We start from the raw sequence: 15,987 nt of genomic DNA, 5'->3' as shown, positions 1-15,987 counted from the left end.
ACTTGTTCGTGATTGTAAATTTTTTCGACAATGGTGCCCGCTATCTTTCCTTTTTTCGCCAGGCGGAACGACCCTCCACTCGTCGCATATGTAAAATACTGGATTTACATTTGTAGTCGATGAAACTACAGTTGTAGTCACTAAGAATTCTCGCCTGGTTGAATTTGGGAGAAATTGGCTATGGTTGAACGTATCAGTGACGCCGAACATGAGATTATGGAGGTGCTTTGGCAAAAGGCGCCACTCACCGCTACAGAAGTGGCTGATCGGGTCGCCGACGCTAAAGGCTGGTCGCTGCAAACGGTGAAGACCCTGCTGTCTCGCCTCGCTGCCAAAGCCGTAATCGGTGCAGAGCGCGATGGCCGCCGGTTTCAATATTCTCCACTGGTTGAACGCGATACTTATCTGGCTAGCATTTCACGGAAATTTGTTGATCGTCTTTTCGGAGGGAGGGTCACCCCATTGGTTGCACATCTGGCGGAGGCAGATGAGTTAAGCGATGAAGATATAAGGGAAATCGAAGAGCTTTTAAGGGAGTTGAAGGGATGACCGACTGGATGATGGACACAATGGTGTCGATGACGTTGCTCATGGCACTCGTGCTGATAATTCGCAAACCAGTAAGCCATTTCTTTGGCGCACATATTGCCTATCTCCTGTGGGCGCTACCGCTCGCTAGACTGTTCATGCCGACGTTAACGTTGCAAGCACCGCCGCCGGTCGATAGTGCGGCAACGGCAACGCCCTTGCTTTCTGAAATAGCAATGGTTGTTCCTGCTGAAACAGCAGCCGTCAGCGCTTTTGCGTCGATTGATTGGATGACGATAGCTTTGGTCGTCTGGCTCGGCGGAGCCGGCATGCTGTTCATCAGCAAATTGGCTGCCTATTTTCAGTTTCGCGAGGATATCGTGTCCGACGGCCGGCTGGTCGGTCGCCATGGGCGGATTAAAATTCTTGAAACCGCTGCGGTTGGTGGACCGCTGGCCTTTGGACTTTTTGAAAAATATATTGCTGTTCCGACAAATTTCTTTCGAGACTATGCACCGCGAGAGCGGGAACTCGCGCTGAAGCATGAAATTGCTCACCATGAGTCCGGTGATCTTGCTGCCAATTTTATCGGTCTTCTGATCCTTTCCCTGCACTGGTTTAATCCGGTAGCATGGTATGCCTGGATCGCTTTTCGTCAGGATCAGGAAACAGCATGCGATGCACGCATTTTGCAAAAGGCCGGACGCAATCTGCGGGCGGTATATGGCCGGACGATCGCGAAATCTGTGTCCGGACATAAATTGGGTCTAGCCAGTCCGCTGAACCAGAAAAACAAGATCAAGAGCCGGTTAAAAATGCTCGGCCAGAAAGAGAAATCCACTTTTCGCAAACGGATGGGTGCCTTGATGGTGGGAGCGAGTACCGTTGTGGCGCTGCCACTGACCGCGACCGTTACTTATGCAGTGGAAGCCGAAGCGCATCCGCATGACGATGGTGTGGTGACGAATGATGAAAATATTGCCGTTGATGCGGGACGCCAGAATGAAGATGTGAAGATACGCACAAAAAGCACCAGCGTCGATGTTGGGCGTAACGGCGTTGTTGTCGCGGAAAAAAATTCGAGCGGCTATAAATACACCGTTCAAAATAGCGATGGCAGTTTTGAATTTCAGTCACAGCGGAAGCTGAAAGACAAGGAAATTGCCAAAAAACTTCGGAAAATAAAGACTTCGAAGAAAAAATCAGACACGTCCTGGGCGCCTGCCGCTCCAGTTCCACCCGTGCCACCGGTAGCGCCGGTTGCGCCTCACGATTTTGAGTTTACGGCACATGATAAATCTGATGGGACAACCACGATCACGATGCTCAACGGTGAAAAAGATTGGGCAAAAGTGCGCGCCAGCGGAAACGAACATGTTCACCGGATTAAATATAACGGTCGCACGATCGTGCTTCGGACCAATAAACGCCTCAGCAAAAAAGAGGTGAAGGAAATGGTCAGGGAAGCCGAGGAATCACGTCTTGAGGCGGAAGAAGCCGCGCGTGAAGCCAAGGCTGACCATAAGGAAATGCGGCGCGAACTTGCCGAAGCAGCACGCGAGCTAAGACAGGCAGAGCTGGAATGGCAAAGGGAGTGGCGACAGGAAAGTAAAGAGGCAGCGCGCGAGAAGCGCGCAGCCAAGCGGGAGGTTGAGCGCGCGCTGCGAGAAGCGCAGCGCGATGTCCGCGAGGCACAACTCGAAGCGGCAAGAGAAGCTCGGGAAGCTGAAAGAGAAGCCCGGGAGGCGCTGCGTGAAGCCGAGCAAGAGGCTCGCGAAGCAAAAAGTGTGGCCGCAAGGGTTTGGGATGTCACCCAAATTGCTTTCAAACCCAATTTCAGGTCAGCTGTGAGCAGTTCCAGTCGCTCGCATAGTTCCAGTCGCTCTCACAGTTCAAAAAGTTCGCATAGCGCCAGTCGTTCAAACGCTGACTGTTCTGCCATGAACAAGAAGATCGCTTTCGCCGGACAAGGCACAACGCATGACCGAGCATGGGCTAGCGTTGTCGGCTGCACGGACAAAAATTATAGAATTACATTGCAAGTGACGTTGAAAAAGCTGGAAAAAACGCGCGCCAAGGTCGCTGCTTGCAACAAGGATGATGCCAAGCAAAAGTTGAAAATTGAGGCATATGATCGCGATATCAAAAGTCTCAAGGCTCAGCTTTCCATGACCTGAAACCTTTCAAAACCTATCGTCACAAGATCGGGAGCGGACCTTTTTGCGGTTCGCTCCCGATTTTGTAGTGATATTGGTGGTTGTTTTATGGCCTGAATATGCCACATCTTGTTCATGAATGCAGATTTTGACCCGAGCAAATTTCCAACCGGTCTAGCTGAGCAGCTGGAACCGCTGGTCGTACGGGTGCTTGCGGGCAATCCGAGTCCTTATACTTATACCGGCACACAGACTTACGTCGTCGGGAACAAAAGCGACCGAGCGGTGATTGACCCAGGTCCAGCGATTGATGATCATATTGATGCGATTATGGCAGCCGTTGGCGATGCCAGGATCAGCGCGATTATGTGCACCCATACCCACCGCGATCACAGTCCGGCGGCAGCTCCTTTGGCAGCGCGCACGGGTGCTGCGATCATCGGCTGTGCACCGCTGGTCCTCGCTGATGATGGTCCGCGCGCTGACGAGAGTTTTGACAAAAGCTACTCTCCCGACCGGGTGCTGGTGGACGGAGAAACCCTCTCTGGTGACGGCTGGACCATGGAAGCGGTAGCCACGCCCGGACACACATCCAATCATCTCTGTCTCGCAGTGCAGGAATCCGGCGCGCTTTTTACCGGTGATCATGTCATGGCCTGGTCGACCAGCGTCATTGTCCCACCGGATGGCGATATGGCGGACTATATGGCCAGCCTGCAAAAAATATATGAGCGCGACGACAAGGTCTATTATCCGGCTCATGGCAAAAAGGTCGACAAACCGCGACAACTGGTGCGCGGCATGATGGGCCACCGTAAACAGCGAGAGCGTCAGATACTCAAATTGCTTGAAGACGGCCCATCGGTGATTCCCGACATGGTGACACAGATGTACAAGGGCCTTGATCCGCGATTAAAGGGCGCGGCTGGTCAATCCGTACGTGCGCATCTGATCGACTTGCAGAATCGTAAGATGGTTGCCGTGGACGACGATATCTGGAAAATGTCCCCGTGAATCGCCGTTTCGCCATTCCTCTGGCGATCATGGCGGGTGTGTTGGCGATCCTCGGCGCCTTGTCATGGCTGCTGCTGTCAAAGCTTGAAACCGGCTTCACGCCCGATCCGGTTTCGATTGCTAGCGCGAGTCTCGACGGTCTGCGCGAGCAGAATCGGCTGACGGTTTTCTCGGCCAGCTATAATGCTACGGTCACGACCACGGTGAACCGCTTGGGCCTTTCGGCCCGCAAGACGCTGATCATGCCGGGATCGGTGCGCTATGAAGTTGATCTGGCCAAGCTGGATGCCGAAAACGTCCGCTGGGATGAAACGACCAATACCCTGTCGGTGGAAATGCCACCGATTGAGATTGCGCGGCCAGAGGTGCAGATTGACCGCATCCAAAGCTATGATGATGGCGGAATTTTGATGGCGCTGACCGATGCCGAAAAGACGCTGGATCAGGCCAATCGCAAAAAGGGTGTGGCGGAACTGGCCAAGCAAGCCGAAAATCCGTTACAGGTGCGATTAGCGCGCGATGCCGCACGGCGGGCGGTGGAGAGCAGCTTCGTGCTACCACTGCGTGCTGCCGGACTGGATGCAAAAGTGGATGCCTTTTTTGATTTTGAGCGGGGTGCGGCTAATACAGATCGCTGGGATGTATCCCGGTCGATCCGGGACGTGCTTGCAGACAAAGATAAACAGGGGACGGAGTGATGAATTTTTGCAGAAAGGCCACCGTTTTGTGTATGGCTCTGATCGTAAGCGCTTGTGGGCAAGGGCCTTCCGAACCACGAGCAACACAACCGTTTTCATCGGCGGCCGAATTTGAACTGCCTATCCCGATCAGCAACAATGCAGTGGCGGCGGCCGAGGGGCCTGATGGGCCGACACTGTATAGTTTCAATGGTCTGAAATCGGGTAAAAGCTGGAAGGATGCCAGCAATGCTGCTTTCGCCTGTATTATCAGCATTAAGGATTGCGAAGAAATTGCCTCTGTACCTGTAAATGAGGGCCGATTGGCCAGTTCAGCGGTGACAGTGGCAGACACAATCTATCTGTTTGGCGGCTATACCGTGGCAGAGGATGGTGACGAAGTATCCACGCCTGAAGTCTTTGCCTTTGATCCCCAGACGCAGGAATATAAACGCCTTGCCGATATGCCGACGCCGGTCGATGATATGGTGGTACTTCCCTATCGCGGGCGGTATATCTATCTGGTTTCCGGCTGGCATGATGAGGGCAATGTCAGTCTGGTTCAGCTCTATGACACGCAATCTGACAGTTGGAGCATGGCGACCGAATTTCCCGGCAAGCCGGTATTTGGTCATGCGGGCGGATTGGCAAATAACAGCATGATTATCACCGATGGTGTCGCAGTTGCCGGACTGGTCGATGGCAAGCGCAAATTTGTCGCGGCCCCCTTTTCTTGGCGCGGTGATATCGACCCGGACGATCCCACAAAGATCACCTGGCGTGCGATCGATGCGCATCCCGGCGGACCGCAATATCGAATGGCGGCCATGGGCGACAATGATCGCGGCCTGATCCTGTTTGCCGGTGGTGGTGGCAATCCGTATAACTATGATGGCATCGGCTATGACGGTATGCCTGCCAACCCGACGGATCGAATATTTGGCTATGATCTGAAGATGGATCAGTGGACAGAACTGGGCAAATTGGCCGAACCCAGCATGGACCATCGCGCTCTCGTAAAGTCGGGTAATGATCACTATATCATTGGAGGAATGGAAGCGGACCAAGCCGTGACAGCACGGATCATGAAATTCCGCATCGATGATTGATCTTCGCCGCTGCCTCGTGGCATAGCGGCGGTAAGTTACTTAAAGGAAAAGACAATGGACGCACGTGGCGGAATTGGCGGCAGCTTGGCCGGAGTGGATGTGATCGAGGAAATTCATCGCCTGCGCAAAGAGCGTAACGCGATCATCCTGGCGCATTATTACCAGAAACCAGAGATACAGGATATTGCCGATTTTGTCGGTGACAGCCTCGAACTCTCGCGCAAGGCGGCGGAAACCGATGCCGACGTGATTGCCTTTTGTGGCGTGAAGTTCATGGCAGAAACGGCGAAAATCCTTTCGCCAGAGAAGATTGTAGTGCTGCCCGACATGGATGCGGGATGCAGTCTCGAAGACAGTTGTCCGCCGGATAAGTTCAAAGCGTTTCGCGACGAACATCCCGACCATATCGCACTGACCTATATTAACTGCTCAGCCGAGGTGAAGGCGCTGTCCGACATTATCGTCACGAGCTCGTCTGCCGAACATATTCTCTCGCAAATTCCAAAGGATCAGAAGATCATCTTTGGCCCGGACAAACATCTTGGTGGTTATATTGCCAAGAAGACCGGACGCGACATGCTGCTGTGGCCCGGTGTCTGTATCGTCCATGAGGCGTTTAGCGAGACCGAGCTGCTGAAGCTGCAAACCCAGCATCCTGATGCGCCGGTGGCCGCGCATCCCGAATGTCCGGCCTATATATTGGACCATGCGGATATGGTCGGCTCGACCAGCGCAATCCTGAAATATGCCAAGGAATTTGAAGGCGATACGATCATCATCGCAACCGAGCCGCATATCATCCACCAGATGGAAAAAGCGGTGCCGGAAAAGAATTTCATCGGCGCGCCCGGCGCTGACGGCAACTGCAATTGCAATATCTGCCCCTATATGGCGCTCAACACGATGGAGAAACTCTATGTCGCGCTGCGCGATCTGGAGCCGCGCATCGAGATGGACGAGAAACTGCGGCTGCAGGCTCGCAAATCGATCGACAAGATGATGGAAATGGCCAGCGCAACAGTTGGGCAGGGTGATCTGGGGCCGTCTGATCTGGCGCATGAAGATTAGAAGCTTCGGTGCCTAAGTTTATGGTTCTGATCCAGGGTACTAACATACCTAACACTGATGGCCGTTCAGGATTCTACACGACCCGTTTTGTAAGGACATTGAATGCAGAAAGTGCTGAGTCCGAAGCTGTAAGTGAGATCAACGGCGAGATCAAAAGGCATCACAGTCTCGAAAGTCTTCAGAAATCAGATGCGCGGATGCACCTAAGAGAAGTGAAGCAAATTCCATTTTTTCCACGAAAGCGTGGAGGAGGGTTTTGCTGGTATGACCAAGATGATCACGATGCTGGTCAATCTGCGCTCGATCTCGAGCTGGAAGCGTATTGGAGCTAACAAATGACCTTCACCCTAGACCGCTTTGACCTTGATGCTTTCGTTGCTTCCACCCTAGCTGAAGATCTCGGTCCCACTGGTCGCGATGTCACCTCGGAGGCTGTGATCCCTGAAGATGCCATCTTCACCGGTGTGATGGACAGTCGCCACAATGCCGTCATCGCGGGGCTGCCAATTGCTGAAGCGTTTTTCCAGTCGCTCGATCCGGATGTAGAGATTGAAATCCTCGCGCAGGAAGGCGAAGCGGTGGAAGCCGGCACCGATATCATGCGCCTGAAGGGCAAGGGCCGCGCTATGCTCACCGCAGAGCGCAGCGCGTTGAATACGGTGCAGCATCTCACCGGCATTGCCAGCATGACCAATGAATATGTGCGCAGGATTGTTGGCACGGGTTGTACCCTGCTCGATACACGCAAGACGATCCCGGGCCTGCGCGTGCTGGAAAAATACGCTACCCGTATGGGCGGCGCGCAAAACCACCGTATGGGACTGTGGGATGCCGCGATGATCAAGGATAATCACGTGGCGGTCGCCGGTGATATCAGCGAAGCGGTGAAGCGCGCGGTTGATGCGGATATCGAACGGATTATCGTCGAAGTCGACCGGGTTGATCAGATCGAACCCGCACTGGCAGCAGGGGCGACGCATTTGTTGCTCGACAATATGGACCCGGCCACCTTGCGCGGGGCCGTGACCCTGATCGGCGGACGTGTGGTGACCGAAGCATCCGGCGGCGTGACGCTGGAAACGATTTTCGACAAGGCTGATACCGGCGTCGATTTCATCTCCGTTGGCCGCTTGACACAATCGGCCCCCGCGGCAGATATCGGCTTGGACTTCGCGCAGGTCTGAGTTAGCTTGGGTATAAGTTTTTGAGGGAGGCAAGCATGCGGCCAAATTCTATCATTCAATTTGAACGCTTTTATCTGGGGGCGCTGGCCATTGGCCTGGTCGGCAATGTTGTCAACTGGAGCAAAGCGGTGGAGCTGGTGCAGACGGACCCCGCTATTGGTGCGATGGGGACTGGCGTGTTGATTGGATCCATTGTCTTCGGTCTGGCGATTTCGCTTTTGCTCTGGTTTTTCGCGGCGCGTAGGGGCGCCGCAGTGGCCAAATGGTTCATCGTGTTTTTCTTTGTCATCGGTTTGGCTAGCGTACCTTTCTCACTCGGTCAGCTGAGCGGACCGGCTATCGTGACATCTCTACTCAGCATCCTCCTCCAAGGTGCCGCTGTTTATATGCTGTTCCGGCCCGACGCAAAAAAATGGTTTGCGGGTGAAAAAGTGGTTGATCTGGAAAAAACCTTTGAGTGAGATGAACCATCCGAGGTCAACCTTTCTGCCGGCATGATAACTCGACGCCCGAAATCGATCCTATGGTTTGAACGCTTTTTTATCGCGTCGTTTCTCCTCTCGGCAGTGCAAGCCGCTCTTAACTGGATTGAAAATCTCTCCGGCGAGGAATCTAGTCTCACAGGATGGACGACTCTCGTGATCGGGCAGATGCTGGCCACGATCATCGCTTTTTCAATAGATATCGGACTTTGGTTCTTTATTGCGCGGCGAGCGAGCAACGTTGCAAAATGGCTATTGGTAGCCAAAACTTCGCTGGCGTTCGTCGCTATAATATGGGTTTTGCCATCACTGATACAAAACAGCATTGTGACCATCATTGCATCCACTCTGTTCACTCAGGCACTCGTTCTGCTGTCGGTTGGTTTTTTGTTTCGACAAGAAGCCCGAAGTTGGTTTCATGTAGCTGGTGGTGCCCAGTTAGATCATGCTGAGTTGGCAGAAAGGTTTCGTTGAAGTGAGGCAATTAGCTAGATCTTTTGGATGGTTCTGCATGGCCCTTTCGGCAGTTCTTGTTACACCGATTGCTCACGCCCAATCTTATCAATGCCGCGCGCCATCCTTGGTCGATCCTGCGGCACCTGCGCGCAAACCTGCTGATGAGCCGCGGCGGGTCACACCAATATCCGGTTATACGCTGGCGATGAGCTGGTCCCCGGAGTTCTGCCGTCTGCGTAAGGATGACAGGCGGCATAAAGGCCAATGTAGCGGTGATGATGGCAGCTTCGGCTTTATCCTCCATGGCTTGTGGCCGGATGCGCAGGGGACCAGCTATCCACGATGGTGCAAGGCGACCAAAGCGCTGCCACCAGCGGTGGTCAAACGCAATTTTTGCATGATACCCACGCCGCGTCTGATGGCGCGGCAATGGGCCAAGCACGGCAGTTGCATGGCACAGCGACCGGAAACCTATTTCCGGATCTCCAGGATCATGTTTGATGCGGTAGAATTTCCCAATATGGACCGGTTATCTCGAAAGCCGCTCACCGCCGGTGCGCTGCGCAATAGCTTTGCCGCGGCAAATGACGGCTTGGGTCCGGAGATGATGCGGCTCAAGATCAACCGGCGCGGCTGGCTGGAAGAAGTGCGGCTTTGTCTGGGAAAAAGTTTCCGGCCACGGCGCTGCCCCCGAACGATGCAGAAGGTGAAGGATAACACGCCAGTCAAGATCTGGCGCGGAGCCTAATTCTACTCTTTATCAAGCTGGTCGGACCATTTGCGCGACCAACTATCGAGCGCTGTCATTTGTCCGCCAAGCTCTTCTCCAAGCGGGGTATATTGATATCCACCGGTACCATGATCGATAATTGCCAGAGCTCTCAATTCGCGCAAACGACTGTTGAGCGTGGTGGGTGAGATGTCACCACATTGTCTCTGCAAGTCTCGAAAAGTCATTGGGCGGTCTCTTAACTCCCACATGATGCGCAAAGTCCAGCGCTTGCCGAGTATGTCCAGCAACACCATGATCGGTCGACCGGTTGTGGAACCTCTTGCTTTATCGATGTTTTTCACTGGCATTATGAACCTTTCTTGACGCTACAAATAATGTAGCGTAACTTATACTACATTATTTGTAGCACGGAGATTCGCGATGAGCAATGTTCTGAAACCCCTGACACCACCCTATGATCCAGCAATCGCAGAGGTGCTCGCCGGATATCCGCAGCAGGATGGCTATATTCTAAGTCTGTTTCGAACCTTTGCGAACAGCATCCGGTTTCTGACCAAGGCGGTGCCCAACCTGCTGGACAAGGATAGCCCGCTGCCGCTTCGCGAGCGAGAGATTGTCATCTTACGGACTACGGCCAAGCTGGATTCCGAATATGAGTGGGGTGTCCATGTTGCGATTTTCGCTCAAGCTGCAGGGTTGAGTGACGCGCAAATTGCTGCAACACGAAATGGCTCGGCTGATGACGCCGTCTGGAACGACACAGAAAGCTTGCTCATTCGCTGCGTCGATGATTTGTGTGATCGGGGAACTATCACGAATGCCCAGCTAGCGGATTTCCAGATGCTATGGTCATTGGACGCACAGCTTGAGATCATGGCTCTTTGTGGCACTTATCATACCGTCAGTTTCGTCGCTAATAGCACGCGTCTAGCCAATGAGAGTTTCGGCAAACCGTTTCCTGGGCGCTAACCCTCTAATGTTCGCGTACCAGGGTGATGTTTGTCGAGATGCTTGCGAATAATCCGCAAATTGCGGCTGTTCGAGCGCCAAAGAAAGTCGAAAACGTCGCCGGCCAAGGGGATCGCACCCAAAGCGGTATCAATACCGACATTGGTTGCCATGCGGGTGAGTTGCCACTTGGACATCCCCAGATTGCGGGCTTCCCATACAATATACGCGCCCATGGCCGCAGTGACAATATCACCGACAACCGGAATCAGGCCGACAAGGGCATCCAACCCAATAGGTTTGTTGATGCCGGGCACAACAAAAGCGCGCTCAAGCACTTTTTCCATGGCTTCGACGCGGTTGCGCACAGATTGTGGATCGCGGCTGACATCGGGCAGTTGTTCGGCCAGTCGTTTCAACTGTTCTTCCGAAATCGCCATATACCCTCCCGACACACATTATACTCTGATAATCAGGATATAGGGATTCCAACCAGCGGATTCAATGGATGCCAGGCCCGAGGGTTGACGGCAAAGCCGCGCTGACCGGGCCTGCTGATCGACCAACGTACAGGAACGGCCAACGGAATATAGTTGTAATGCTGGACCAGAATGACCTCGGTCTCCGCATAGAGTCTGGCCTTGATTTCCAGATTGGTTGCCGCATTGGCTTCCTGAATTTTCGCATCGGCGTCATTCAAGCAAACCGGTGTTTGATCGCAGGTCAGGCGAGACAAAAACCATTGTGCGCTGTCATAAGGCGCAATTTCATCAATGAGCCGGACGTCTGCATCTTCATTTAGTGAAACCTGACGGGCGTCGAGACCGACGCGGCGCAGATCGGACTGAATCCGCAGGAATAGTATATCCGCACCGGCGGCATCGGGAACGGCAATGGCCAATGGAACGACGGGGCCTTCCAGTGCTACCCAGCGCCGCACATGTTCCCGCGCAAATTGCTGTCGGTCCTGCATGGTCATGCTGGACCAGTCTGGTCGCGCATTGATACCAGAGACATTCAAAGCATCTGGAATGATCTTCTGGCGGCTTTGCCAAGCTGTTACCTTGGGGAAAGAGGTCAACAGTGCCGGGCGATCAATAGCCATCGACAATATTTCCCGATTGTCAGGCAAAGACCAGAAACCGTTCGCTCTCACAAATATAAGCCCGAACAATCCGGCAACCGGATCCGGCTTTATATCATCGCTATTCACGCCTGCCTCATCAACCAGCGGAAGATGGTGAAACTGCCCGTTCAAGACGAGGTCGGTAAAGCCAGCGGTGTAGCGAGCAACCGCTTTTGCTGGACTTTCACTGTTCAAAATAACCCGGCGAGGATCGTCGGTTGGTTCCCTGTCTTGGGCTTCTTCGTCTCCCTCTTCATCTTCGGCATCGGATATAATCTGATTGAAAACGCCCAGTGTATACGCACGATCACTATCCACTTCGCTCATCGGACCGGCCCCTTGACCGGCCCGGAATAAGCCCATTTCCGGTTGCGCCATGAGTTGCAGGAAATTGGGGTGCGGCGATTTCAACCGGACTTCAATCACTCGGCCCGTCATCGAGATGATCTCGTCGATTACTTCCAGATCTCTTCCCAATCGGCTTGGACGGAGTTCGGTAATTCGTTCGCTCAGCAATGACGCGATTCGCTCTGCGGTGACCTGGCGCCCGTCATTCCAGGTCGCCTCGTTAAGCCGGAATATATAACTGAGGCCGTCATCCGTAACGATCCAGCGCGCCGCGAGGGCTGGAACGACACGTCCCCTTTCATCAAAGCCGACCAGCCCTCTCGCTATCGCGGCTCGCGCGGTGGCGGAAGCGTAATTGAGCTCGATTCCGACTGGTTTTATGAGAGGGGTTCCATCATCAATAACCGTGACGCGTGCGCGATCTTCATCTCCCGTCATGCCGCAGGAGGCAAGAGATAGCGATGCAGCAACGGTGAAAACAAACCGTTTGATATCAAGGCCAGAAGGATGGATCATTTTGTGCTTATACGCAGAGTACGGCTGGGATGCACATTGGAAATATTATCTTTCCACCCCTCGATGCGTTTGCTGACGAGGGAACGGGTTACGTAGAAGTAAAGCGGCAGGATTGGCATATCATTGACCAGTATCTGATCGGCCCGGCGCATCAAGACATTGCGCTGGTCGGGATCTGCAGTGGCAATGGCTTGCGCCACAATCACATCATAGGGCGAATTGTCATAACCTGAGTAATTGCCAGCACCATTAGCCGATTGATGGACGGTCAGAAAATTTTCGGCGACCGGTAAGTCGGCAATCCAGCCCGATCGTGCGAGGGCAAAATCATGTTGCCTTAGCGCGGCGAAATGGAGGGCCGCCTCGCTATTAAACAAGCTGGCCTGGACATTGAGGGGTTTCCACATCGTGGCAAGCGCAACTGACACCCGTCGATGCTCGGCTGAGCTGTTGAAACGAATTTCAAATTGCAGTGGATTGGCTGGACCATAGCCGGCTTCCGCCAGCAATTCCCGCGCAGCGGTCAAGCGCCTTTCGCGCGACCAGCTTGCCCAGATCGGTTTTGTGGCAATCCCGCCGATCAGTTCTGGCGGCAAAAGGCCCCAGGATGGGACATTGCCGACGCCGATAACCTTTTCTGCGATCCAGGCGCGCTCCACGGCCATCGACAATGCAATACGAATCCGTACATCATCAAATGGCGGTCGACGGGTGTTGAATGCGTAATAATAGCTACCGAGATAGGGGACGCTATGGGCCAGCCCGGGGTGATTTTTTTTGAGCCATTTATGGCGGCTGGCCGGATAGTCGGCCGCGATATCTGCACCGCCAGCCAGAAACAAACGCATTGCGGATAGACTATTGTCCATCGGCTTCCAGATGATGCTAGCCGTCGGCGCCGGGCTGTCGTGCCATGCTGGATTGCGCGCCAATCGGGCATGGTCGTTGAGCTGCCATGTCGTCAATTGATATGGGCCGCTTGTCACCATCGGCCGCTCACCAGTCCATATGTCTCCGGATTGTTCGATGCGATGGAGCGGTAAGGCAGCCATGGCCGGATGTGCCAGCAACACTGGCAGTGCCGGGCCGGGCGAGTTCAATGTGACAATGATCGTCTGCGCACCGTCCGCGGTAACGGACAAAATATTGTCGAACAGCGCTTTTGTCGGGGATGCTGTTTCGGGCGCTTGCAGGCGCGCCCATAGTCGGGGGAAAATTGCCGCGTCAAAGGGAAAATCATCGGAGAAGCGCAGCCCTTTACGGAGTGTGAAAGTCCACCGCAATCCATCCTCGGAAACCTTCCAGCTTTCGGCCAGTCCTGGTTCGGCAACCCCACTGGCGTCGAGCCGAGTTAATCCTTCAAATTGATCGGCGGCAACACGCAGGGAAGAGAGATCGGATATTTTTTGGGGATCAAGACCTTTAATCTCGGAATCGGACAGACGCACAATTTGATCAGGTCCGGGCATCGTGTCCGTGTTATGCTGTTCACCACAACCGGCAAGCAGGAGCATTAGACCAACAAGAGCGAGTAAGCGCATAAAATCATTTGTATATGTTTTTGCTGGATCGACAAATAGTAACTCCTATGTTGGCCTTCATTGGATAGCGCCGAAAAATTGGGAGATTCGCGAATGACCGGCTTGCAATATGATATTGGCGCGATTGGTGACGGTACCGGGGCCGCGATCATGGCGCTTCTGCCAGAAATTGCGGACCGTGCAGGCGAAACAGAACTGGCCCGCCATTTGCCTGCTGACCTTGCAAGGAAAATGGCTGCTGCCGGGGTTTTTAATCTTTCGAAACCTTCCGCTCTGGGTGGCTTGGAATTACCGCCCTTCGAATTCATGCAACTGATAGAAACCATTTCGGAAGCCGATGCGAGCACTGGCTGGTGCGCGATGATCGCGGTGACTTCTACATTGGGGGCCGCCTATATGGGTGAGAAAGCGGCCAAAGAGATTTTTGGTCCAGATGATGTGATCACCGGCGGTGTTTTTGCTCCTATGGGCAAGGCAGAGGATAAGGGTGACCATTATATATTGTCTGGGCAGTGGCAGTGGGGATCCGGGTCAGCCAATTGCAGCTGGCTCGGCGGTGGCGCGTTGATTTTCAGGGATGGCGAACTGCTGAAGTTCGATAATGGTGCGCCCTATCACCGGATGCTGTTCTTTCCGGCGGGCGAAGTCGAGTTCATCGATAGCTGGCACGTTTCCGGCATGAAAGGCACGGGATCCGGTGATTTCAGTGTCGAAAAAATCAAAATTCCCAAAGAGCGCAGCGTATCCTTTGTAGCTGATCGTCCTCGTGATAGCGGCGCGCTTTACAAATTCCCGCTTTTTGGTTTGCTTGCTCTAGGCGTCTCTTCAGTTGCCCTGGGCAACGCACGCGCGGCACTAGAGGAAATCAAACAGGTGGCCATCCATAAAAAAACACCTGGTGGCGGCCGCAGCATGGCCCAGCGCGCCACTATTCAAGCCGAAATCGCGCGCGCCACAGCCCAGCTGGGTGGTGCGTTCAGCTTTCTTGAGGACGCGATCGGTAAGGCATGGCATGAAGCGCAAGGCAAAGGTGATATTTCACCGGAGGCCCGTGCAAATTTGAGGCTGGCTTGTGCCCATGCGACCGAAACATCGGCCGATATCTGCAAAATAGCATATACTCTGGGCGGCGGTGGGGCTGTCTATGCCAGCAACAGCCTGCAACGCCGTTTCCGCGATGCCCATGTCGCAACCCAGCATATCGCGACCGCACCAGCGGTGTTTGAGCTAGCCGGGCGGATATTGCTGGATCAGCCCGTTGATATGGCGATGTTGTGACGGATTGGACGGCTTTTATTTTTTGAACGGTTATTGCCCATTACCGGTGCAATCGGTGTAGCAATCGTCTTCCACAAGGTTCGAGAGTGCGGGGCTCGGCCAATATACGAATTGGCTTTGATCAGAAAAACTGGTGCGGACGGCGGGACTCGAACCCGCACACCCATTTCGGATAGCAGATTTTAAGTCTGCTGCGTCTACCATTTCGCCACGTCCGCACCGGTAGAACCAACATATGTTGGAATATGCGACAAGCATCATTGCACGCATCAGGTCAAGTGCGGAGATAAGCTATTGTGAAGTTTTTTGTTGGCCCGTCCGGTATTTGACAGTTTCGGCCGGTTTCGCGCAGTTCGGCTCAGTTTTTGTTGAGCTGTTCGCGAATTTCTTTGCCGGGTTTGAAATAAGGAACGCGCTTTGCGGGCACTTCAACCGATTCACCGGTGCGCGGATTTCGGCCAATGCGCGGTTTACGTTGCCGGGTTGAGAAAGCTCCAAAGCCGCGCAATTCAACACGTCCACCTTCGGCCAGTTTCTGGCTTATCTGATTGAAAAACAAGTCAACTATCTTCTCAATCTCGTCTGGCTTCAGGTCAGGATTTTCTTCGGCCAGTTTTTCAAGCAGTTCAGAACGTATCATAGGTGTGCCTTTCCGATTGTGGGGCAACCACGGAATTTAAGCTGTTCGCTGCCTGCCAACAGAGTTGGTCGGCTTAGCGATTATGATAGGATAGTGACAGAAAATTTGCATGTTTTCAATGGGCTTTGGATTTTACATTGCAATACGTCTTGAACTGGGACGGGTTGACCGCATCCAAACTGG

At 53.6% G+C, this 15,987-nt stretch carries 17 protein-coding genes and 1 tRNA gene; 12 read left to right on the top strand and 6 right to left on the bottom strand.

Annotated features, from left to right (window positions below):
• Positions 1–180 precede the first annotated feature (180 nt).
• The 10 genes from DG177_RS08195 to DG177_RS08145 all read left to right on the top strand — a co-directional run bounded on the left by DG177_RS08195 (position 181) and on the right by DG177_RS08145 (position 9,422).
• Positions 181–549 carry a BlaI/MecI/CopY family transcriptional regulator gene (locus DG177_RS08195; RefSeq protein ID WP_108811033.1) on the top strand — a complete coding sequence of 123 codons (369 nt, stop codon included), beginning with the start codon at positions 181–183 and terminating at the stop codon, positions 547–549.
• Entirely contained in the window at positions 546–2,705 is a 2,160-nt protein-coding gene (locus tag DG177_RS08190) for a M56 family metallopeptidase (protein ID WP_108811032.1), read from the top strand. Before DG177_RS08195 ends, DG177_RS08190 begins: the two co-directional genes overlap by 4 nt.
• 114 nt (positions 2,706–2,819) lie before the next feature.
• A complete protein-coding gene (locus DG177_RS08185) occupies positions 2,820–3,698 on the top strand; it encodes an MBL fold metallo-hydrolase (RefSeq protein ID WP_108811031.1) in 879 nt (292 codons plus the stop codon).
• On the top strand, positions 3,695–4,396 hold the full coding sequence (locus DG177_RS08180) for a DUF4230 domain-containing protein (protein ID WP_337658640.1): 702 nt from the start codon (positions 3,695–3,697) through the stop codon (positions 4,394–4,396). The genes DG177_RS08185 and DG177_RS08180 overlap by 4 nt, the downstream gene beginning before the upstream one ends.
• Positions 4,396–5,484, top strand: a complete 1,089-nt coding sequence (locus DG177_RS08175; protein ID WP_108811030.1) for a kelch repeat-containing protein — start codon at positions 4,396–4,398, stop codon at positions 5,482–5,484. The genes DG177_RS08180 and DG177_RS08175 overlap by 1 nt, the downstream gene beginning before the upstream one ends.
• A 54-nt stretch (positions 5,485–5,538) precedes the next feature.
• Positions 5,539–6,552, top strand: coding sequence for a quinolinate synthase NadA (gene nadA / locus DG177_RS08170; protein ID WP_108811029.1), 1,014 nt, complete (start codon positions 5,539–5,541; stop codon positions 6,550–6,552).
• A gap of 335 nt (positions 6,553–6,887) precedes the next feature.
• The gene (gene nadC, locus DG177_RS08160) at positions 6,888–7,736 is read left to right on the top strand and encodes a carboxylating nicotinate-nucleotide diphosphorylase (protein WP_108811027.1); all 849 of its coding nucleotides are present in this window, start codon (positions 6,888–6,890) and stop codon (positions 7,734–7,736) included.
• Positions 7,737–7,771: 35 nt separating this feature from the next.
• Complete coding sequence (locus tag DG177_RS08155; RefSeq protein ID WP_108811026.1) at positions 7,772–8,197, top strand: hypothetical protein; 426 nt, start codon at positions 7,772–7,774, stop codon at positions 8,195–8,197.
• A gap of 33 nt (positions 8,198–8,230) precedes the next feature.
• Positions 8,231–8,692, top strand: coding sequence for a hypothetical protein (locus DG177_RS08150; protein WP_108811025.1), 462 nt, complete (start codon positions 8,231–8,233; stop codon positions 8,690–8,692).
• Between the two features lie 37 nt (positions 8,693–8,729).
• Positions 8,730–9,422, top strand: coding sequence for a ribonuclease T2 family protein (locus tag DG177_RS08145; protein WP_108811024.1), 693 nt, complete (start codon positions 8,730–8,732; stop codon positions 9,420–9,422).
• Between the two features lie 2 nt (positions 9,423–9,424).
• On the opposite strand, the gene DG177_RS08140 is transcribed toward DG177_RS08145, so the two are convergent.
• The gene (locus tag DG177_RS08140) at positions 9,425–9,754 is read right to left on the bottom strand and encodes a winged helix-turn-helix transcriptional regulator (RefSeq protein WP_108811023.1); all 330 of its coding nucleotides are present in this window, start codon (positions 9,752–9,754) and stop codon (positions 9,425–9,427) included.
• Positions 9,755–9,827: 73 nt separating this feature from the next.
• Here DG177_RS08140 and DG177_RS08135 point away from each other — a divergent pair, with 73 nt between their 5' ends.
• Positions 9,828–10,376: a carboxymuconolactone decarboxylase family protein gene (locus DG177_RS08135; protein ID WP_108811022.1), complete on the top strand. Its 549-nt coding sequence runs from the start codon at positions 9,828–9,830 to the stop codon at positions 10,374–10,376.
• Here the strand turns inward: DG177_RS08135 and DG177_RS08130 are convergent.
• From DG177_RS08130 to DG177_RS08120, 3 genes are read right to left on the bottom strand one after another with little or no spacing between them, the layout of a single operon-like run.
• Entirely contained in the window at positions 10,373–10,795 is a 423-nt protein-coding gene (locus DG177_RS08130; protein ID WP_108811021.1) for a DUF4112 domain-containing protein, read from the bottom strand. The two genes, DG177_RS08135 and DG177_RS08130, sit on opposite strands and share 4 nt — an antisense overlap.
• Before the next feature lie 32 nt (positions 10,796–10,827).
• A complete protein-coding gene (locus tag DG177_RS08125; protein WP_108811020.1) occupies positions 10,828–12,345 on the bottom strand; it encodes an ABC transporter substrate-binding protein in 1,518 nt (505 codons plus the stop codon).
• A complete protein-coding gene (locus DG177_RS08120; protein ID WP_108811019.1) occupies positions 12,342–13,886 on the bottom strand; it encodes an ABC transporter substrate-binding protein in 1,545 nt (514 codons plus the stop codon). The genes DG177_RS08125 and DG177_RS08120 overlap by 4 nt, the downstream gene beginning before the upstream one ends.
• A 93-nt stretch (positions 13,887–13,979) precedes the next feature.
• On the opposite strand from DG177_RS08120, the gene DG177_RS08115 reads away from it, so the two are divergent.
• Positions 13,980–15,164 (top strand): acyl-CoA dehydrogenase family protein, encoded by a 1,185-nt coding sequence (locus DG177_RS08115; RefSeq protein ID WP_108811018.1) that lies wholly within the window; start codon positions 13,980–13,982, stop codon positions 15,162–15,164.
• Positions 15,165–15,295: 131 nt separating this feature from the next.
• On the opposite strand, the gene DG177_RS08110 is transcribed toward DG177_RS08115, so the two are convergent.
• Together DG177_RS08110 and DG177_RS08105 are read right to left on the bottom strand one after the other, a co-directional pair.
• A tRNA-Leu gene (locus DG177_RS08110) sits at positions 15,296–15,382 on the bottom strand.
• 140 nt (positions 15,383–15,522) lie between these two features.
• Positions 15,523–15,804, bottom strand: a complete 282-nt coding sequence (locus DG177_RS08105) for an integration host factor subunit beta (RefSeq protein WP_108811017.1) — start codon at positions 15,802–15,804, stop codon at positions 15,523–15,525.
• Positions 15,805–15,987: the final 183 nt, after the last annotated feature.

The organism is Sphingorhabdus sp. Alg231-15, from assembly GCF_900149705.1.
Classification (GTDB): Bacteria; Pseudomonadota; Alphaproteobacteria; order Sphingomonadales; family Sphingomonadaceae; genus Parasphingorhabdus.
Note: the sequence above shows the minus strand (reverse complement) of the source record. Positions and strands in the feature narration are given on the sequence as shown.